Below are 19,059 nucleotides of genomic sequence, written 5' to 3'. Positions count from 1 at the left end.
GCGAGCTGAGTAGCAAAGGACTGCCTAGACGGGCTGAGCAACGCATTCGCGACCGCCGTGGCCCCGTTTACCACTGGGGTGATCCAGCCCTCCGAAGCTTTGACTAGCGTGCTTTGCAGGGCATCGAACGAGGCGGATAGCCGGTCCGTCGCAGCTGCAAGACCTTGCGACATTTCCTCGAATGCCTTTTGGGTCTAGCCGTCAGTGTGAAGCTGATCGTCCTTCGCCTCATTGTATTGCTCGCGAGCACGCTTCGTCAGGTCGAAGTAGTCGTTCGCGGTCTTGGTCAGGTGCTTACGATCAGTCTCTGAGAGCTTTTCGCCATCAGACGTTCGGGACTTGACGACTGCTTGATGATCGAGCTCCTCGAATAGTTCGCCCCGATCTCCCCCCGCTCCGGAGAGGTCGATCGTTCAGCTCGACCAGGAGCGCGTGGATTGCCTCGTTGAGTGCGATGAGCGAGAAGAAGCGGCGGTTGCGTAGGGCGCGCCAGAATCCATAGCCCGACGATTGGACACCGACTTCGACGCTGGCTTTGTCGCGCGAACGGTACAGCCGCGCCGGGACGATGGCGGTGCGGTAATGACGGGCGAGATCGGCATAGGTCCGGGTTGACCATCGGCTCGTGAAGGCAGGCCCGGGTGATTGTCGGTCACCGTCTGCCGAGCCCTCGCCGCTGGCCCGATCGGAAGGCGGCGGAAACAGGCGGTTCTCGAGCTGGATGTCGTCATCCAGCTCCGGCGGCAACGGCCAGGTCAGGCTGCTGCGGCGGGCTCGGTTGACGTACTTGCTGACCGTGCCCTGGCAAGACCGAGGCTGCGGGCAACGGCCCGTTGCGACATGCCGACGTTGCAGTGAGGCGTAAAAGTTCGCGAATGTGACGCATGGACAGTCTCTCTGTCGGCATCTCGATCCTTCGCGGTTGGGCAAAAGACCGAGCTACTCCGGTTGCACACTGTCAGCGGTGGGCGCCTCTTGGTTGTCCCCGATCACGATCGCCTGCAATCGATAATCACGATCGGCTGGAGCGCGCAGTCAGCAGCCACTTCGCCGCCACACGCGCGCGCTACGATGATTGTACAGGCAACGTCAGATCAAAGCTCCTGCCGGTCAGAAGTGGTAGTTTACGCCAACCCGGATCGTGTGAAGCTCTTGCTTGAAGGAGACGGGCGTCGTGACTCCAATAGCGATGGGACCAGGCGCACCGTCGCCCGTGTTCACACCGCCCGCTACCGAAACCGGTAGGGTTACGTCTTGCCTGCCGAAATCGAAGTAGTCATACTCAATTTTGGCTGACCAGCCGTGCAGAAAGGCATACTCGATCCCGGCACCCAATGTGCCGCCAAATATGTTCTTGGACGCTCGGCCATCGGCGGCACCGTTAGCAGCAAAGCCGGTCCCCAAGTTCGATGTAACGGCAAAGGACTGGTTGATGCCGATGCCGGAATCAGCCCAGGCCGCGCCGCCCTTGATGTAGACGAGGCCACCGTCCCCCACCGTGACGCCGACCCGTCCGGTGATATCGGCAATCCATTTGGTGTCGTTCGTGCAATTCAAGGCCACAAAGCAGCTATTGCGCCCCTTGATACCACTCCATAAAAAATCGCCTTCTACGCCGTAGACCAGCACACCGGACTGGAAGTTGTAACCGGCTTGTACGCCGCCGAGGAAGCCGTTCATCTGCACCTGCGGCAATGGCACATGCAAATCGGCAGCGCCGCCGATGAGCTGGTTTACAGTCTGGCTGACGGGGGCGCCAATGAATGTATTGCCCACAGTGAGGTCCGTCTGGCTGGTCCCCCAACCGGAGCCTACACTGCCTCCGATGTAACCTCCAGTCCAGCTAACGAGAGGAGGAGCGGGAGCCGGCGCTTGGACGAAAGGTGCCGCAAGCAAATCAGCAGCTAAACTTCCGCTCCAAAAAGCGATCGTACCGCACACAATGAGGCCCGCGAGCGACATTTTCTTGTTGCGCTTCATCCTAGAGTCCTCCTGCTGGGCACGAAAAATTTTGCGTAGCTTGGCGCCAACTTGCGGTTAGCTCGATAGTTCGAGCTGGCAGGCGGATCATCTCTCTAATCTGGTAGGGGACAGCTTTTTGTTGCAACCGCTGCAGCCGCTTCTTGCCCCGTCCATTCCAGAGAGGCGAGCAGGCTCTGCTTTCGAGCTTGTACGACCTGCTCAGCAATCCTTTGGCGAAGATCCGTGACACCGCCGAATATGCTATTTTTAGCCACAGCATGATGTTTCTCGCGGCCCCCTAACTGGACCGGCACGTCGGCCGACGTATAGCGCGGTATATCGTTAGTGGCTGGGCGTTGATTGGTTGTGTTCCACGCGTGCTCTTGATGCGACTCGCGATGGGGAGTAGTAGGTTCGATGTTTTCCACCACTCGTGCGTTTCATGTCATTGTCGTCCGGGACGCGTATGAGATGTATGTCCTTGCTCTGGTCACTCAAAAAGGCGGAAGCGGCAAGAGCACGCTGGCGGCCGGAATTGCAGTCGCAGCGTTGGGGAACGGGCAGCGCGTCGCAATTGTTGAGGCGGATCCACAAGGCACGATTTCAAAATGGAAAGAGCGGCGCGGCCATCCAGATCCCCAGGTCGTTCGGGTCGCCGATTCGGCCGAAATAGAAGGGGCGCTCGTCAGCCTTGAAGCCAAGGGGATCTGGCTTACGGTTATCGATACCGCCGCCACGAACAATGCACTGGCCATGCGCGCGATCGCGAGGGCCGATCTTTGCCTGATCCCGGTGCGTCCGAGTCCGGCCGACATCGAAGCTGCGATACCGACGCTGATTGCTATTCGTAGGCTCCACCGTCGATTTGCGTTCGTTCTCGCTCAGACGCCACCGCGGGGCTGCCGCGTGAGTGAAGCCGCAACGTCGCTCAATTCGCTCGGGGTGCTCGCGCTTCCCTATGTCGGACAGCGCAATGACCATCAGGACGCGCTTGGGGCAGGATTAGGCGTGACCGAGTTTGCGCCAGAGGGAAGAGCCTCGGCTGAAATTCGTGAGCTGTGGCGGTGTGTCTTGAAGAAGCTTGTCCAGGGGGCGCCAGATCATGAGCCACACGCAAGAAATGAAAGAGCCGCGTACTAGGCAGACGCGCTGCGCGCGACGCTCGCTCGTGGAGCTTACCGCGGCGGCGAGCCGAGCCGTTGACGATGGCCTGTTTGTGTCGTCGCTTGGGATTGCTGCTTCCAATCCGCGATCAGAGCACACAGGCGCGAATACGTCTGATCAAATCGTTTCCGATACTACCACCGAGATGATGGCGAAGGTCGCCGAGGACTCTCAAGACAGAGCTTCTGGAAACATCAAAGCCGGCCTGAATGCTGCGTTGGACCATGCAAAGGGCCCCTTAGAGGCACGAGTGGGAGGCAAAGCGGCGTCGAAAAACACCGACCGTTCCAGACCTGAAGGCAGTCTTTCGACCTTTTGCAAAGAACGCGTAGTGGGGTTTCGCGCAGATGCGACCGAACTGAACATGCAGAAGGAACCAGCCGACAGCGCGGGGCAGTCGCAACCGCGATATATGCGGCGGCTCACTGACGAGGCGGTCAGATTGCTCGACGATCTTCGGAGCGGCAAGCTGGAGCATCAGGCGAACTTCATCCTGAGCGAGTGCTTCAGGGAAGCTGCCAGCGCGTTCTCTATCCTCAATCAGCAGCTCAAGCGCGACGGCTATCCGGCGAGCATTGATCCATCAATCTTCATTTGGCTTGCCAATATCGCCGAACCGGAGACCCGTGATACCGGGACCATGCGACTTGAGATCGTACCCAACCACCGAGGACGTCCGAGCACGTACACGCGCCAGGTCGCTCAATTCATCTGGCATCTTGTCGAGGGACAGGGCTGCCGGCGACAGGCCGCTTATCGGGCGGCGCTGACGAAGTTCACCGTAACCGCGAGTTTCGTCGAGAACGCCTATGCCTTTTGGGAGCCGATCTTCAAACGGGCGGGACCCCACGTGAGGATGCTCACCCGCATTTCAGATCCAGAAGTGTAAAGCTAGGCAGCGTTGGCGTTTGGAGTCCGATTGAGCCACGGATCATCAGGTGGGGCGATTATCTGGTGGGCTTCGACCAGGGTTGGTGTGCCAGCCTCGATCGCAGCGATCGCGTGATCTGACCTTCAGTCTGTCCGTTGGACATAGCGAAGTGATCGCCGCCCGTGCCGCCACCTCATCCTTGCGACGCCGCTGGCGAACGAGGCTACGAGACTGGAACGGGCGCGCTCAATCCAAGGAGTAAGTCCCGCCTCGGCATCAGGCGCGCGATCGTTTCTGGCTGACGGAATCCGCTGAAGGTTTCGTGCGTCGGCCTTTTCAGCCCGTCGTCTGCGGGTCGCCCACTCGCTGATGGCGCGGAGCGAGCCTCGGAAGCCATGCGCTGTTGAAAGGCGCCAAAGTTCAGCCCCGTTGCGATAGGCGGATGCCCACTGATCGTCGAGGCATGGCAAATGCAAATCGAGCGAATTTTGCCGGGTCCGGAAGACGTCGTTGGATACCCCGCGGATTACCTGCCGTACCAGCTCCTGCTATAGGCCAGTCTGGCGCATGATCTGCTTGATGGGTATGCCGCTCTTCGACCGAGCCAGGATGGCCGCATTGGTCTCACCGTGCGCAAGCGGGAGCCGCCGCAAGGGCTGCGGAGACCAGGGCCCCAATCCTGGTCGAGGCTAAGCCCCATGTTGATGAACGTGCACTTCGCATCGTGCACTCCCACCGGTGGAGAAAAGCACCCCCCAAGCATTCGCGGCACTCGCCCGGCGAGCACGAGAAGTCTCTTCCTCTTCCCTCGACTATATCCTCTGTCTTGATGACCAGCAGCGCGCTGCGATCCTGTTTGAGTTGACCGCTCGAATGCGGCTCGTCCACAAGTCGAGCGGGATCGCGAGCTATCCGCCGTTGGATAAGCTTTTAGGTGTGCGACCCACGTGCTGCGAAAGTGGAGGGCCTTCGAAGAATACGGCTTCGAACAGGGGCAAGCCAGAGGCCTAGCTTTGCTGCTAAATCCGCAAAGCCTGAAGCTGGATCAACAGGCGCGGTGATTGAATGTATCAGTCGTTCGTGAGGGTGGGGTGTATTCGAGTGCACGAACGAAGGGTCAGATCGAATCGGCATCGGCGAATTGTGCCGAAGCAGATTCAACTGAGTCGGACGAGCAACAAGAAGTTGCCCGTCACCACCGGAATCTGACGCTCATTCGATCGGCTAGCCAGTCGACCGTTTCACGCACTTCCTTCTCCCGATCGGACGCGCTGACGGTCGTGCCCTCTGGAAGGCCCCTTTCCTGAATGGAGTTGGCAATGCTCTTGATCAGAGCCTTGTGCTCCTTGTCGACGTCTTCCAGGTAGTGATCCTCAAATGTTATCGGCATCGTAGCCTCCGTCGGCCGGCCGTTCCAAGTACCCGAGTTTGGCGGCCTTGCAAACGCAGTACCGCATCGGGCTGTTCCGGTTCGACCTCAAGCAATTTCCTGCAAATCGGTTAACATATTGTTCTCGCGGCAATATTAGAGACTGTTGCATATATACTACATAATGCCGAATTGTGGCCATTCCAGCAATAGCAAAACTCACATTTCTCTGAAGCTAGTCACAACCCTAGGTGAAAAGCGCGAAAAAAGCGGCTCTGAATAGGAACATCCACTGATTCAGGATTGACCTCAAAGTGCCCAGAAATCCGACAGCCCTGACCGTGGGCAATGTCTTGAGACATGTTCTGCCCGAAGGGACGAGATTCGAGAATGCAAAGGCGGCCGGCACTCCCTCGAGCCGGAAGGTCACCGATTGGAAGAAGGCGCCCAATTTTCCACCAGACCTCTTCGCCATATCGGCGTATCTGCTCGATCATGGCGGTGCCTACAGCTACATCATGCCGGACTCGGCGGGAGCGTTGGACGATCGTTGCTACGTCCGCATAAGCCAAGACGAGATCGAGCTTTGGATCGCCGCTGCACGAGCCATCCGTGACGCCCCCACGCTCCCGGACACTCTTCCGGCCGCGGTCGACGAACTCTGGAAGGTAGTCTGGGAAGCCGCTTTCACCAAGAAGCTCCCGGTCTACGTAAATCTCGCGAGCTCCTCCGAACCTCCGGCATGGTGGCGAGCGGCTTACGGTCTGATGGTCATAGCGGACGAAGCTTGCGTCGATGTGGGGTACGACGGTCATGCGACCGACAACGACCAGGCGCTCTCCTGGATCGCCAAGTTCGTGAAGGCGTCGTCGATGGCCATAGCTCTCAACAACGCGAGCCGCCGGGGCGGCGTGGACGACGTCAGAATGGAATTCAAGCACGTAACTATCTCGCCGTTGGCGGACCAGAGCGTACTATGCGTGCAGCCCAAGGCCCGCACTCCGCGCGTAGGTTGTACGCTACGATCGCTTACCCACAATCTCGCTCTGCTTCCCCCGGCCGGAGTCGTGACGACCCATTGGCAGCGGCCGCCGGCGACACCTTCGGACAGCGATGCCAACTTGAATCTGCTCCTCGTCCCGCTGCCTTACACCATACATCCGGGTTGGTTCGACGTCGGAACGGACAAGGGAGTCGGTTGGTTTGAGCTGCGGCCAAAATGGCTCCGCGAGGCTCGCAAGATCAGGCTCTTCATCGATGAGCTCGTGCAAGCAGCCAAGAGGCGTGTGGACGGCAAGATCCACGGCGTCATCTTTCCTGAGTATTCGCTGAATTGGCCGCTGTTTAAGGAGCTGAGGGACATGCTTGCCGAGCACGATGTCGAGTTTTTGATCGCGGGGTCGTGTCAGAACTGTTCGCGGGACCAAGAAAACCTGGAGGTGGACAACGTCGATAGCCGAGGTAACTTCGTTCTAGTATCGCAGCTCGCGAGATCTGCCGACAATTCCGCGACATCGGTGACCACCAGCCGTCCGAAGCATCACCGTTGGGGCATCTACGACGGACAACCGGACGCATATGGATTGCGGACCGTCTTTCCGGACGGAAGGATAGTCTACTGGGAGAAGATCGGGCTGCCGCGTCGTGAAATCGACCTGCACGTCTTTCGCAATTCCTCTGTCTTCGCCACGATGATCTGCGAAGATCTGGCCAGGAGCGATCCTTGCCATCAGGTACTCAGATCTCTCGGTCCCAACATCGTGTTCGTCCTGTTGATGGACGGTCCGCAACTTCCAACGCGCTGGCCCGCGCGATATGCAAGTACGCTGGCGGACGACCCAGGGAGCGCGGTGTTGACGTTCACCTCCATGGGGTTGGTTGATCGGACAAACGCTACAGCCGCCTTTCCTGCATCGAGGGCCATCGCCATGTGGAAAGATGACACCGGCCGGACGAGAGAGATCGTTTGCCCATCGACCGCGCAAGGGGTCGTGATCTCATTGAAAAGCCAAGAAGCTGTCGACCAAACGCTCGACGGCCGTCGGAACGCCGACACGTGTCAGTGGCTGTTCGATTTTCAGCGTCCCATCAGCATAGATCGAGACCAGGCGGCACTTGCTGAAGACGTCTGCTGGGCAGGGATCGGCGACTGATCCAGTGGAGCTGGGTCCGTCAGGCAGCGGGCAATCGACTGCGGTGAAAATCGCCAGCCGGAGCGGCGCACCGCATCGATGTAAATCTACTCCCATCCTATCGGTCCTCCCTTGAGCGCCCTTCGCACGGCACTCGTACGCATTTAATCCATGACCGGAAGTGGCGCCGCATACCATGCCAAAGGCGGCAGCCGGACCTAGGGGGTCTCCTAGCACCGTTCCAACCTGCATTGAGCCATCTTCCCGAACTCAGTGCCGCTTCTCCAAGAGGCGCGCCTGACGTCGCGAGGATGGTGCCGGGCGGCTTTCCTGCGATTGCAGCGGCCGGCCTGCTCAGGTTTTGCAGATGACGAAGCGCATCATCCTTCTTTTGGACGGTACATGGAACGATTCAGACTTCGGATCCTACGATACGAATATCGTCCGGATACGTGAGGCAATCTCAAGGACGCTCCGCACAAGCAGCTCGGCACAATCTGAAATAGGCCTCAAGTCCGTTCCCAACGAAAAGAAGGTGGAAGCGACTGTCACTGAGCAGAAGAACAACATCGTGTTTTACGAGAGAGGGGTAGGAACCGGGGCGTTCTTGAATAGGTGGTTTGGCGGCGCGCTCGGTCAGGGATTGAGCACGAACATCCGCCGTGCCTACAAATTCCTCTCCTTCCACTACGAGCCCGGCGACGAGATATTCATCTTCGGGTTCTCTCGAGGTGCTTATACGGCCCGGTCGTTGGTCGGCTACCTGCACGCTGCAGGACTTTTGCGCAGAGAGTGCTGTACGCCCGAGCTGGAACAGACCGCCTGGAGCTTCTATCGGACCTCGCCGAACGATCGTCTGCCGGGGATCTGGTCTTCGCTGCTTCCACACGTTCACGACCGATCTCAGTTACGGATCGCGCTGCTCGGCGTCTTCGACACCGTCGGTGCGCTCGGTATACCATTTTCGACCTTCAGAGTAGCCAACCGCGACAAGTACGAATTTCATGATGTGGAGCTTTCGGCGATCACAGATGTGAATCTGCACGCGCTCGCAATCGACGAGCACAGACTGCCGTTCGAAGCTGCGGTCTGGCGCAAAAGCAAATTCAAGAATTTCGCAACCAAGACGGAACAGGTCTGGTTCGCCGGCGCGCACGCAGACGTAGGCGGCGGCTACGTAAACGAGGACGCCATTGAACGCCAGCATGCTCTCGAGGACATCACCCTAGATTGGATGATCAAGCGCGTGCGGCACTATTATCCAGACTTCCCGATAGACGCCAAGGGCTGGAGGGACCTGACACCAGACGAACTAAGGGAGCGATCGCGGGCCGAGCTGCACGACTCGCGAACTTTCGCCTACAAGTTATTCGCATTCGCCTATCGGTCCATTTCAAACTATCGGGTCGAAACCAGCCGCCGTCGCCTGCCTATGACGGTAAACGTGAGCCGCGACAGGCACGCTCAACCCATCGAGGAAAGAGTTCACGTGTCTGCCTTGTACCGCGCATTTTGCGAGCCAGAACTCGAGTACGACGCGCATAATCTTCGCGGTGTCGTCGACGTGCTAGCTCGCAGCTTCGGCAAGGAAGCACCCGAGATCGGAATTGTCGGTTGGGACGGCGAATTTCTCTCGCCGGACAGCTACGACGGCAATCTACTCGCGCCTTACTTCAGTCGTGCTACGACGCCGGCCGTGGTGCAAAAGGTTTGCTGATCGGGCGCTACTCCCGGCGGGCAGTCCTGGGCTCCAAGAACCGCCCGGACGCTTCCGGCACAACGAGAGCGTCTCTCCGCCATTTCTATTTGAGGCAGGGTCAACCATCAGCACTTCGAGGATGGTAGCAACAACTTACATCAGCATGCACGCCCGAAAATCAGGTCTGTTCAAAACTGAGGCTTGCGAACTATACGCGGATCAGTTTCTTGGTCGGGCGCGCTGTTGCGTCAAGGGACGGCCAAGTGCCTCCACCGTTGACTTCTCTGCTTTCCGGACGCTCTTGTTTTCCGCATCTCGGTCCTGAGACATATCCTCCGTTCCCGGGCAAACGGTGCCAGCCTCATCTGCGCACAAGCAATAGGCGCGCACGGTCATGGTATTGACCTTGTCCATCCTTGCAATGAGCTGGTTGCCGATGGCGCGGCACGCTGCGGGGCTGCGGGTTTCGACTTGGCTTGTGCTTTGGAGAGTCCAGTTGATTCTCGTTTCCAAGTCCCCCTTGTCGATGCCCTTTGGATCAGCCGGAGGCTGCCCAATAAAGTACAAAATCAAGAGGGTTGCCGGTAGTGTATCCGCCATGGTGAACCTCTATTGGCCGACTGCGCGCAGATTTTGCAATTGTTGCCGAATCTGCTGAAGTGAGACTTGTTGATCTTCGAGGATCGAAATGGTTGACGTAACCTGGCGCGCGCGATTTCGTTTGAAACCAGCGCCACCTTCCGGTAGCGTCACGAGGTCATATTTCGCGACGACCGCCGGCTTCTTCGTGAAGACGATGCTCAAGGTCTCGTCGAGCTGATAATACCCTCCCAGTGTGAGAAAATCGGTGCCTGGTGGGAATGTGTAGGTGTAGCTCGCGGTCCCGTTGAATTTCACGACGACCTGAGCCGTGAATTTGGGGTTGTCGATGGCCGAGCCTGCGAGAGCCGTAGCCTGCACGGAGCGATAAAGCCAATCCTTGATAGCCAGATTCTTTGTGAGCGAATGATAGGAAATCGTTTCGCGCTCGCAGGGCAGGGCACTATCCAGAATCAGTTTCTCAGAGTCGAAACCGAAATCGACGCTCCCGGTACGGTTGCCCCTCATATCAAGGGTGACGCCGTTCCCACCGCCGACGACCCAGTTCGAGAAGCGTGTCGTCGCCGTAGCGGGGAGCTTCCGCGTCAAGCCGGCTCCCGGAACGATATCGGCTTCTGATTTTGGATTGAGTGTGACCGCGATCTTCCAATTCCGTGCATTGAACAGTTCATGCGGTACCTCGCGGTCAAGCGTGCCGAGGGCCTCCTGGAGTTCGCAGGCCGAATGGAGCATGATCTCCCGCATCGGGAGAGCCCAATCTGGGGCAATGTCGGGCATGATGGCACACCCGCCGAGCCCGCCCGCCAGCACAAAGACTATTCGCCGCGATCCTGTCACGTCCGCCCCCCTCGTTCGTCCACTGCCGCATGCGAGATCACTTCTCGCCACCATCCGGCCCTATGCAGCTGCCCGCTTGCGCTATTGCGAGCCATCCCGCGCGATGCGCTCTTGCCGCAACGTCACGTACCCGACCCACCATCCGCGCCACCGATCGACAGCGGGCCCGCTTTCCAACCGATACGCAAAGACGGCCGAACCGCCTCCGGTATCGATATTGCAGGTTATATCGTGGGCATTGTTGTCGCTCTCTGCCTTGGGTGTACAGGCAACAATCTTGTAGCCGGGCTCTGCGACAAAACGGGACTGGTAGTTACGTGAATGCGACGCCAGGACGACGGGGTGATCGTCCTTGGTCTCGGAAACCGTGTAGCTTCTGTCAAGCTTGGCCGGGCCGAGAGGCGCTTTCGATGCCGTGCCGTCGACTGTAATGGTGGTGTTCGCATCGACCACGAGATCGTCCTGAGCCACACGCCAACACCGTTTGTCCTCGGCAATGTCATTGATGTGCTTATATAAAGGGCTTGCGACTAGCTCCCGCGCGGGAATGAAGAAGTTCACACCGTTGACGTTGCGCGTTTCGCCGCCGAAGGTCCACTGGACAATGCCGCCGGCTGCGATACCCAACAGAAGGCCGTGATCTTCGAAAACCGGGCCCCCGCTGTTGCCCGGGTTCATCACAGTGTCGGTCTGCCACCGCAGTTCATTGGGAGGGGAGCCGTGGTTACTGATCAGACCGCCCGACAAGCTCAGGTCCTGGTTGAGCGGAAAGCCCAATACGAGCACCGAAGTGCCCATCGGAGCCTGGGACGGCTTTAAGACAACGGGAATGGGGCAGCGCTTCCCGCCCGCGTCGGAAACGGGTGTGCTCAGTTGGAGCAGCGCTAGGTCACGGTCCGGATCGCGCGCCAAAACCGTAGCGGATACGGGATTGTTCAAGCGGGACTTAAGCCGGATGAAGATTTCAAGCCGCTTGTAGTTGTTGGCATTCGGAACAACATGATTGTTTGTGATGATCAGCGTCTCGCCGACCAAAAGGCCGGAGCCGGCTTCGACTTCTTGCTTGTCGTTAAACAGAGTCCCGATCGTCTCCACATGGGCGACGCGGGCATCGTATTTTCCGGCAACCCTGACCGCCGCCGCGTCCGCAAGGGCGCCGACGGGAACGCATAGCGCAGACAGAAGCGCTAGCCAGGCTTTCCATAGAAGGTTTGTAGAGCTTCTCTGTCTAAGTCGCTCAGCTTTCCGTCGCCGTTCCATATCGGATTACAATAGTTCATGATTGATTGGGGATCGTACTTCGTGACCTTGTAGTCGCCATCGGTGCCTTGAGCGTCCTTGTGGCATTCAAGCGGGGCGTCATCACGGTTTTGTTCATGCGTAAAGCCCAAGGCGTGCCCAAACTCATGGGCCGCGACGGCATAAACGCAGAACTCGCGTGTTGCCTGACAGCTCTTGCTCCAGTTCTTGAAGGTGAAATTGAGCACCATTCCATCAGGGCGCTTGTCCAGATACTTGCCAAGCGCCTTTGTGTGGGCGCCTTCGTCCGCAATGCGAATATGGATGCCGGGCGTGTCTTGCGCACATTTTCCCCAGCCCTCGAACGTGATCTTCGAGTAGCGTTGCCAGGTATCCTCCGCTGCCGAGCGCACGATCAGGCGGTAGGGGGCATCCTCCTTCACGGGATTTTCCCAGCAGACCTGAATGTTCAGCCTCTCCCACTTTGAGGCTTTCAGGACCGTCCCGAAGGACTCTTCCTTAGAGACGCCGGCCGGAAGGGCCGCTTGGCCTTTCGCGCTTGGCAGCTGAACCACGCCGCAAAGGACGACGGCAAACAATCCGAGACCTAAAAAGCGGCTGAGGGAAGGCATACGGCAGACAGCCTAAAAACAAGATCACTCAAAATCAGAGAACAACTAAGGCTTGCATAAATCTTCGGTGCCCGCAAGCGGCTCTTAAGCGCTTTGCAAAGGGATCTGGTGAAGAGAGGAGTAGATTGGGCGACCTTCGCTCGCGTCACCAGCCCTTCTTGTTGTGACAATCCCACGAGCCACACGTCTCCCGTTCAGGGGCTGAGCACTGGTATGTCAGTCTCCTACCGCCGATTCATCCTCAGGGTCCCGATCTTGAGGGGCTCCGCCGCGAGTGCGAAGGAGAGATTCTGCTGGGATGTCTTCTGATGGCCGCGAAGCGCCTTTATAATGGATGGGTGGTCCGTGGTGAAAAGAAGTTTTTTTATAGAGGCAGGCCTCAACCTCTTTTTTGGGCCGATTGTCGGCTACGAGGCCAAACATCAGGATGGGGCGGATCGCCGGTTTCACATTGATGCCCGGCGAGGTGGCGCGGGCATCACCCATGACGGGATCCACTTCCAATATTTATCGGGATCAAAGAAAACCATGGGGGTTACTTCGTCGAGGGTCTTTGCATAGTAATTCCGTTCTACGTCCTGATAGATCTCCCGCATCGTGCCGCCACCGCCCCGGCCATAGACAATGCCGGCACGCGAGTTGTTGACGAGGGCCTCTTCCCTCAAGCTGTTCTGGAAATACTTGGCATAATGCGTCGCGAAAGGCATGGTCGGCTCGGCGCCGTAGAGCCAGGTCGGGATCGCGAGGCTAAGAGGAAGGATTTCCGGCGCCTTGGCTCGCACCTCGAGTGCTACTTCAACCACTTGCGCGCGTCGTCGATGGCGCTGAGCTTATCGTCCTTAATTGTCCAGGTGTCGGTAAACAGGTCATCCAGAATGGGCGCCTTCGCTACAGCGCTTATAAGGCCGATCGCTTCGTCAAGGCGGCCAACGCTCTCGAACGATGAGAAAGCGACCCCCAGATGAGCGGCCTCCATCACGCCCGGTCCGCCGCCCGTGACCAAGAGAAAGTGCTCGCGGGCAAGATCGCGCGCCAGATAAGCAATCGCCTTATAGGCCGCATGGTCACGCGGAAGGCTGTGGCCTCCCATCACGCCCACAAGCGGTCGTTGAACCGTCTTCAAAAAGATGCGTAGCGCGTCGGCAATGGCGGCGTCGTGCGCGGCTCGCGCGGCGCGGACGGTCAGCGAGGTAGGCACCGGCCCGCCTTCGGTCGCGAATTCACGGTAGATCGCAAAGTCCCGGGAAAGCGTAAAGCCCATGGGGTCCCACGGGTTGAAGCCTCCTAGCAGGTCCTGAGCGGTGTACAATTGGTTAGGTACAGTGACGCCCATCGCAAAACCTCCAGCGAATATGACAAAAGTAATTCAGCGCGAGACGTTTCCACGCGCGTTATACACGTGGCGCACGTATTGCGCGAGCGTCGTATTCGTGCATGATGCGCCTCAAGTGGTGGGAGTGATCATGGTCACGGCGGTGACGGTCAAAGCTTATGCTAGCCCGAGCTGCGTGCTCTTGACGTTCGACGGGAAAGACGGCCCTGAACACGACGATTTCCTTGGGTTCGCCATCCAGCGCAATCCGGGTTATGGGCGCGACGGAAAGCCCCAATTGTTATGCAACAAGCTCGACTTTGTTCCCCTCGCGGAGGACGCCCGCCCCAAGGGAAGCCACAAGGCGCCAATTCAGAAGTCCAACTGGTGGGACGGCGGGATCAACATAGACGATCAGGGCCGGACGTTCGAATATACGGTCATTCCGGTTCGTGGCACCGGCGCGGACGATCTGCAATTGCAGCACGGCGCGGCCGCCAAAAAGTCGGTAACGGTGCCAAGGTCTCTAGAAGGACAGATCGCCACATACTTCAATCGCGCGGTCGTCAGCGCACAGGGTTTTGCAAAGCAAAAGGACAAGCCGCTTGAAAAGCGGATGGACTGGTTGGCCAACGGCTTACAAAATGCCGTCCCTCAAATCCTGAGCGAGAGCAACGCATTTGAATGCGCCATCTATCATCTGTCGGACAACCAATGGATTGTCCCGGCTTTTGAGGCCTTCAAAGGGCGTGGCTCGATCATCTATTTCGACAAAGCTGACGACGCCAAGTCCTGCGCCGCTGCGCAAAGGATCGCGAAGGAGCGACCCAATATCTCGATCCACGAGCGCGATGTCGTTTCCAAGCTGATGCACGACAAATTCATCATCTCCTATCGGAAAAAGCGTGAGCAGGCGGTCTTGATGGGTTCCACCAACTTTACGCCTGAAGCCGAAACGATACAGGCCAACCTACTTCATGTCATCCATTCTCGCGAACTTGCCGCGCTCTATGCTCAGCGAGCGAACTTGCTGGCCAAGAACCTCGGCAAGAAAGATATGGGCCCGCCAGACTGGAACGACGTCACGGACGTTGACGGCACCGAAATGCGCGTCTTCTTTTTGCCCGAGCCCGGCGAAAGCCGAAAGCTTCTCGAGACCGTGACCGAGGCGGTCAAGAAAGCCAAGTCATCCGTGCTGTTCTGCATGTACACGGCGTCCGACAAGGACCTCATGGAGGCAGTCTTCGCCAAAGGAGACTCACCTAAGCATCTGATCTACGGGCTGCTCAACAGCATCGATGATCCCGACAAGCCGACCAAGAAGGGCGAGAAGCGCAAGCTCCCCGAGATAGCGGCGACCGTTTCCACCGCTCGCAGAAAAACCCGGACACGCTTCCTTACGGCGCTTTCGGCGCCAATGCGCCCCGAGGCTTCCTGCCCGAGCTCAAGACCATCGATACCTCGACTTTTGACGCCTCGGCGGCAGAAGGCAAAGCAAAGCCTGCAAAAAAAGCCGCCAGGAAGAAGTCGGGTGGTCCGCCGCCTATCCACGTACATCACAAATTCATCGTGATCGATGGGGATACTAAGACGCCCGCCATCTACACAGGCTCGCCGAACTTCAGCAAGGCATCGGAAAACTCAAACGACGAGAATGTCCTTGAGATCAAGGGCAACACGCATCTGGCCCAAGCTTATGTTGCCGAGTTGATGCGCCTCTACAATCACTATAGGGCCCGCCCGATCTGGAACAAGACCCACGAAAAGGCAGGCAAGAAGCCGAAGCCGGGCTCGGAGCCCGATCGATCGAAACGCCACGCGCGAGAGCGTCCTGCGCGGGGAGGGCGCCACGGGAGAGCTGCCCAATGGCTGCGTCGCTGGCAGCCTATCCGTCCGGCCGGCATGCAGCCCCTGAAAGCAAAGGGAAACCATCACAAGTGCGCTCGCGCCAACCTGAATAGGCCGGGTCTGTTGCAAACGTCTGGAGCATTCATATGACTATTCGCCAATCTGTTCTGATCGCCCTTGTCTTCCTGCTCGGCGCAACGCCAGCGGCTCACGCGCGGGAGATCCGAATTGCGACATGGAATCTCGGTTGGCATATCAGTCAGAGCGAAGCGAAGGAGTGGATTCGTGATTGCGGTCAACCTTTCGCCCTCAATCCAGCGAGTGGATTGTTTGAACCCGCAACGACCGGAGCAACCAAGCCGGGCTGGGAGCTCAAATGGGGACGGAACGCCAAGATCAAATGGGACATCGCCGTAAAACCCCCATGCGACGTTTACCAGGCCAATTTCAAGATCGTGCCGGTCACCGAGGCCGCCTACCAAAAACGAGCCCAGCAACTTCAGGACTTCATCCGAACGAACCTCGATCCTGACATCATCACCTTTCAGGAGGTCAGCGGGGCCACCGCCGTTCGCGAGGTTTTGCCTAACAAGGGTGCCGACTACGAGATTTGTTCGTTCGACACGTTCAAGGTCCAGCGGCTCGCGATCGCGTGGAAAAAGAACCTTGGGACGGGGTCCGATTGCAGCGTCATTGCGCCCCTATCCCTCCCGGATCTCGCCACTGCCGATCAGGTGCGGCCTGGATTATCCCTGACGTTGCAGATTGATGGCAAGCCGTTGCGCGTCATGACGGTGCACCTCAAATCCTCCTGCGTGAGCCCGCTTGAAGACCGCGGCAAGCTTGACGGCGGCGGCGACGCCTGTGCCATCCTGCAGAAGCAGGTGCATCCACTCGAGGATTGGCTCGAAGCGAGCTCTGCGAGCATGCCGGTCGTTTTGATGGGCGACTTCAACCGCAATTTCTCGCACGAGAAGAATTCGATCCCCAAATCAGCTATTCGCTCAGACGGAAGCGATTCCGCTTCCCCCCTTCCGACCGGTGTACTGGTCCGCAGCCTTTATGGCGAGGTCAATGATGGTGCCCCCGCTTCCAGTGCCCTTCTCCATCTGGAGCCGGAATGCCAAGTCAACCCTGTGGCCAAGCAACTCTGCGAACGCTCGACGCGTGAGCTGTTCGATCAAGAGGCCCTCAAGCCGCTGACAAAGGCCGAAAGTCTCGGCTGCCGCAATCCCGTGGGCCTTGATCAGATGCTCGTGAGCGCGAGCCTCTCGGTTCCAGACCCTGCCATCAAGGTTGCAATCGGGCGCTTCGGCGGAACGCGCCCGGCAGGCCCAGGCCATCCGGATCCTTTGCTGGCCATTTCAGATCATTGTCCGTCCAAAGCAACGCTTCGTTTCTAGTGCAAGGGTAACCGGACATCCATTGCGCTCTACCCGCTGGTCGTACTTGCAACCAGACCGTCATAAGCGGCACACTATCGATCGGGTTCGTTGATCTCGCTGCGTTTTGTTCGAGCTCGATCGCGTTCGTTGCGGTTCGGTCACGCCGTTTCTGGTGCGAAACTGGTGCGGTTGCCCGGTTCCTGACCATCCAAGGCGCTTACGAGTTTGGCGCGTTATGGAGGCCCAAGGGCGTCGACGCAATCTAGAGCTCAAGCGACAACGTGATCGGAAGAATGTCGACAAGAGCTTCAAGCCAGCAGGCCTCGTACGTGCGCTGTCTTCTGCGTTCCAGTGCCAGCTTTGCGGCCACTGCTCGAACGGGGCGCGACGGGACTCGACGTCGACGTCGTCCCGATCCTCTACGACGGCGACCCCGACTGGTACGGCAATCTCGTCAGCCAGGACGACGGCTCGTTCCTCAAGACGAGCATTCGGCTGCATCTGGAGTTCGCCGCCAAGCCCAAGCGCTTAGGAGAAGCACTTCGCGCAGATCGTCCGACTCGTGAAGTTCTGGGCGCGGCGCATGAAGCAGGAGCGGGACGGCTTCCGCTTCAAGTCCTTCATGACCGAGGATGATCCTTCGCCAAGCTGTGCGACGACGGGCTGGATTTCTCGGATTACCCGGAGGCGCTGCAGCACTTCTTCACCTAGGTCGCGCGCAGCGGTCGAAGATCGTGCTCGGTGACTACTATGCGGCGTCGTCGGTCCGCGCGTTCAGCGATACGGTGCAGATCATCGACCCGGTGAACGCCGTCAACAAAGGCGCGTGCCTCTACACGGACGCGAATGCCGGCGCGATCGTCGACGCCGCGCTCGACGCGGCGCTGGCCGCTCCCAACAAGCAACTGACCGTCGCCTATTTTGTAGAAGGTCTTCGGTTCCTCCTTCCAGGCGTGAGGCCACCATGTCCGACAGCTACAGCTACACCGCCCGCGACCTTGCCGGCGCGTCCGCCAACGACGACGACCCTGGCAGGCATCCACCCCGGGGGCCGACGTCAGCGGCGCTTCCTTCTGCAGCTACATGACTACACGCCGGCGTAAACCGGCTCAGCCAGGCCGAGCGCGACGCCTTCAAGGCCACCTTGCCCCTCGCGCGCAACGGCGCCGCCGCCGGGATTTCGGGCTACCTATCCCACGATCGCACTTATTCATCCGGAAGAAGATCCCTCGACCGCGCCACGTCAGGAGATTCTGATGTACACCAAAGCCGACTCTCGACGAGTTCTTCGAACGGCGCATCACCTATCCGAGATATCCGCAGGCGCGGCTCGCCCGGCTCGTCGGTCTCGACGAGCAGAAGAACCGCCTCAGGCCAGGCGGTCTCGCCGATTGGGCAAAGAAGCACCACCCATCGCGTCGGAAATGGCCTCTCGGATGGCACCCCCAAGAGCTCTGCCGGCGGGCACCTAGCTGCCTCCGCATACTGCGTTTCAGCGAAATGATCTACATTTAGGACGAAAAACGGCGCGTGGACTAGCGAGCGCCACGAACTCCCCCGTGCATCATCACGAACTCGCATGACCATTGGCAACGTCGCGCGCCATCGGGACCGCAACGGAGGGGCTTCCGATTTTTGTAAGTTCAGCGCCGTCGTGTCGAAGCGATGCCCTTTATTCGTGAACAGAGATTCTGAAAACTGGGCAATAGAGGGCGTTTTTTGAAATGATTCCAAACCAAACCTTGTCATTGGCGATTCCATCAAGTCTCGAATCTGCAACCCGAACGTTATAAGGGCGTGCTTTCGGTTGATTGCGATCTCGCTCGTCCTGCGTGTTGAAATCACTTCTGGTGCGAAAGCGGTGCTGGTCGCAGGAGCCGTCAGATAGGCGCGAAAGCGCTGCCATAAAAATGAAACAACGGCCTGCGACCACAAGCGGCATGGAACGTCATTCGGCCCACTGGCCATCTGAATCCCGAGGTTCGAGCGTTGATGATGCAGTGGCGTCG

General features: G+C 58.7%; 17 protein-coding genes. 8 read left to right on the top strand and 9 right to left on the bottom strand.

Annotation, left to right across the window (positions count from 1 at the left end; translation table 11 throughout):
* Nucleotides 1-1,110 precede the first annotated feature (1,110 nt).
* The gene (locus tag I6F31_RS04310; protein WP_225184771.1) at nucleotides 1,111-1,980 is read right to left on the bottom strand and encodes an outer membrane beta-barrel protein; all 870 of its coding nucleotides are present in this window, start codon (nucleotides 1,978-1,980) and stop codon (nucleotides 1,111-1,113) included.
* Nucleotides 1,981-2,379: 399 nt separating this feature from the next.
* Between I6F31_RS04310 and I6F31_RS04305 the strand changes: the two genes are divergently transcribed.
* Both I6F31_RS04305 and I6F31_RS04300 read left to right on the top strand, forming a co-directional pair.
* Nucleotides 2,380-3,102 carry an AAA family ATPase gene (locus tag I6F31_RS04305; RefSeq protein ID WP_225184770.1) on the top strand — a complete coding sequence of 241 codons (723 nt, stop codon included), beginning with the start codon at nucleotides 2,380-2,382 and terminating at the stop codon, nucleotides 3,100-3,102.
* Nucleotides 3,065-4,015, top strand: a complete 951-nt coding sequence (locus I6F31_RS04300) for a hypothetical protein (RefSeq protein ID WP_225184769.1) — start codon at nucleotides 3,065-3,067, stop codon at nucleotides 4,013-4,015. The genes I6F31_RS04305 and I6F31_RS04300 overlap by 38 nt, the downstream gene beginning before the upstream one ends.
* Before the next feature lie 1,174 nt (nucleotides 4,016-5,189).
* Here the strand turns inward: I6F31_RS04300 and I6F31_RS04295 are convergent.
* Nucleotides 5,190-5,387, bottom strand: coding sequence for a hypothetical protein (locus I6F31_RS04295; protein WP_225184768.1), 198 nt, complete (start codon nucleotides 5,385-5,387; stop codon nucleotides 5,190-5,192).
* A 320-nt stretch (nucleotides 5,388-5,707) separates the two neighbouring features.
* On the opposite strand from I6F31_RS04295, the gene I6F31_RS04290 reads away from it, so the two are divergent.
* Both I6F31_RS04290 and I6F31_RS04285 read left to right on the top strand, forming a co-directional pair.
* Nucleotides 5,708-7,519, top strand: a complete 1,812-nt coding sequence (locus I6F31_RS04290) for a hypothetical protein (protein ID WP_225184767.1) — start codon at nucleotides 5,708-5,710, stop codon at nucleotides 7,517-7,519.
* 346 nt (nucleotides 7,520-7,865) lie between these two features.
* A complete protein-coding gene (locus I6F31_RS04285) occupies nucleotides 7,866-9,215 on the top strand; it encodes a DUF2235 domain-containing protein (RefSeq protein ID WP_225184766.1) in 1,350 nt (449 codons plus the stop codon).
* A gap of 201 nt (nucleotides 9,216-9,416) precedes the next feature.
* Here the strand turns inward: I6F31_RS04285 and I6F31_RS04280 are convergent, their stop codons facing one another.
* The 6 genes from I6F31_RS04280 to I6F31_RS04255 form a co-directional block, all read right to left on the bottom strand.
* Entirely contained in the window at nucleotides 9,417-9,797 is a 381-nt protein-coding gene (locus I6F31_RS04280) for a hypothetical protein (protein ID WP_225184765.1), read from the bottom strand.
* Nucleotides 9,798-9,806: 9 nt separating this feature from the next.
* Nucleotides 9,807-10,574, bottom strand: coding sequence for a hypothetical protein (locus I6F31_RS04275; protein WP_225184764.1), 768 nt, complete (start codon nucleotides 10,572-10,574; stop codon nucleotides 9,807-9,809).
* Nucleotides 10,575-10,715: 141 nt separating this feature from the next.
* Nucleotides 10,716-11,729: a serine protease gene (locus tag I6F31_RS04270; protein WP_225184763.1), complete on the bottom strand. Its 1,014-nt coding sequence runs from the start codon at nucleotides 11,727-11,729 to the stop codon at nucleotides 10,716-10,718.
* A gap of 92 nt (nucleotides 11,730-11,821) precedes the next feature.
* Nucleotides 11,822-12,505: a matrixin family metalloprotease gene (locus I6F31_RS04265; RefSeq protein WP_225184762.1), complete on the bottom strand. Its 684-nt coding sequence runs from the start codon at nucleotides 12,503-12,505 to the stop codon at nucleotides 11,822-11,824.
* A gap of 446 nt (nucleotides 12,506-12,951) precedes the next feature.
* Complete coding sequence (locus tag I6F31_RS04260) at nucleotides 12,952-13,308, bottom strand: LOG family protein (RefSeq protein WP_225184761.1); 357 nt, start codon at nucleotides 13,306-13,308, stop codon at nucleotides 12,952-12,954.
* Entirely contained in the window at nucleotides 13,296-13,838 is a 543-nt protein-coding gene (locus tag I6F31_RS04255) for a hypothetical protein (RefSeq protein WP_225184760.1), read from the bottom strand. The genes I6F31_RS04260 and I6F31_RS04255 overlap by 13 nt, the downstream gene beginning before the upstream one ends.
* 130 nt (nucleotides 13,839-13,968) lie before the next feature.
* Here I6F31_RS04255 and I6F31_RS04250 point away from each other — a divergent pair, with 130 nt between their 5' ends.
* From I6F31_RS04250 to I6F31_RS04230, 4 genes are all read left to right on the top strand, one after another.
* Nucleotides 13,969-15,390, top strand: a complete 1,422-nt coding sequence (locus I6F31_RS04250) for a phospholipase D-like domain-containing protein (protein WP_225184759.1) — start codon at nucleotides 13,969-13,971, stop codon at nucleotides 15,388-15,390.
* Between the two features lie 421 nt (nucleotides 15,391-15,811).
* Entirely contained in the window at nucleotides 15,812-17,068 is a 1,257-nt protein-coding gene (locus I6F31_RS04240) for an endonuclease/exonuclease/phosphatase family protein (protein WP_225184758.1), read from the top strand.
* A gap of 342 nt (nucleotides 17,069-17,410) precedes the next feature.
* Nucleotides 17,411-17,686, top strand: a complete 276-nt coding sequence (locus I6F31_RS04235; protein WP_225184757.1) for a hypothetical protein — start codon at nucleotides 17,411-17,413, stop codon at nucleotides 17,684-17,686.
* A 98-nt stretch (nucleotides 17,687-17,784) separates the two neighbouring features.
* Nucleotides 17,785-18,153 carry a hypothetical protein gene (locus tag I6F31_RS04230; protein WP_225184756.1) on the top strand — a complete coding sequence of 123 codons (369 nt, stop codon included), beginning with the start codon at nucleotides 17,785-17,787 and terminating at the stop codon, nucleotides 18,151-18,153.
* A 103-nt stretch (nucleotides 18,154-18,256) separates the two neighbouring features.
* Here the strand turns inward: I6F31_RS04230 and I6F31_RS04225 are convergent, their stop codons facing one another.
* Nucleotides 18,257-19,018 carry a hypothetical protein gene (locus I6F31_RS04225; protein WP_225184755.1) on the bottom strand — a complete coding sequence of 254 codons (762 nt, stop codon included), beginning with the start codon at nucleotides 19,016-19,018 and terminating at the stop codon, nucleotides 18,257-18,259.
* Between the last annotated feature and the right edge of the window lie 41 nt (nucleotides 19,019-19,059).

Origin of the sequence: Bradyrhizobium sp. NBAIM01 (assembly GCF_020194115.1) — a bacterium.
Classification (GTDB): Bacteria; Pseudomonadota; Alphaproteobacteria; order Rhizobiales; family Xanthobacteraceae; genus Bradyrhizobium; species Bradyrhizobium yuanmingense.
The sequence above is the reverse complement of the archived record's forward strand: the minus strand, read 5'-3'. Positions and strand labels throughout refer to the sequence as shown.

Excerpts from the sequence above, each read along its gene's own strand:
- I6F31_RS04310 (WP_225184771.1), bottom strand. The coding sequence starts at position 1,980 with ATGAAGCGCAACAAGAAAATGTCGCTCGCGGGCCTCATTGTGTGCGGT.
- I6F31_RS04305 (WP_225184770.1), top strand. The coding sequence starts at position 2,380 with ATGTTTTCCACCACTCGTGCGTTTCATGTCATTGTCGTCCGGGACGCG.
- I6F31_RS04300 (WP_225184769.1), top strand. The coding sequence starts at position 3,065 with ATGAGCCACACGCAAGAAATGAAAGAGCCGCGTACTAGGCAGACGCGC.
- I6F31_RS04295 (WP_225184768.1), bottom strand. The coding sequence starts at position 5,387 with ATGCCGATAACATTTGAGGATCACTACCTGGAAGACGTCGACAAGGAG.
- I6F31_RS04285 (WP_225184766.1), top strand. The coding sequence starts at position 7,866 with ATGACGAAGCGCATCATCCTTCTTTTGGACGGTACATGGAACGATTCA.
- I6F31_RS04280 (WP_225184765.1), bottom strand. The coding sequence starts at position 9,797 with ATGGCGGATACACTACCGGCAACCCTCTTGATTTTGTACTTTATTGGG.
- I6F31_RS04275 (WP_225184764.1), bottom strand. The coding sequence starts at position 10,574 with ATGCCCGACATTGCCCCAGATTGGGCTCTCCCGATGCGGGAGATCATG.
- I6F31_RS04265 (WP_225184762.1), bottom strand. The coding sequence starts at position 12,505 with ATGCCTTCCCTCAGCCGCTTTTTAGGTCTCGGATTGTTTGCCGTCGTC.
- I6F31_RS04255 (WP_225184760.1), bottom strand. The coding sequence starts at position 13,838 with ATGGGCGTCACTGTACCTAACCAATTGTACACCGCTCAGGACCTGCTA.
- I6F31_RS04250 (WP_225184759.1), top strand. The coding sequence starts at position 13,969 with ATGGTCACGGCGGTGACGGTCAAAGCTTATGCTAGCCCGAGCTGCGTG.
- I6F31_RS04240 (WP_225184758.1), top strand. The coding sequence starts at position 15,812 with ATGACTATTCGCCAATCTGTTCTGATCGCCCTTGTCTTCCTGCTCGGC.
- I6F31_RS04225 (WP_225184755.1), bottom strand. The coding sequence starts at position 19,018 with ATGGCCAGTGGGCCGAATGACGTTCCATGCCGCTTGTGGTCGCAGGCC.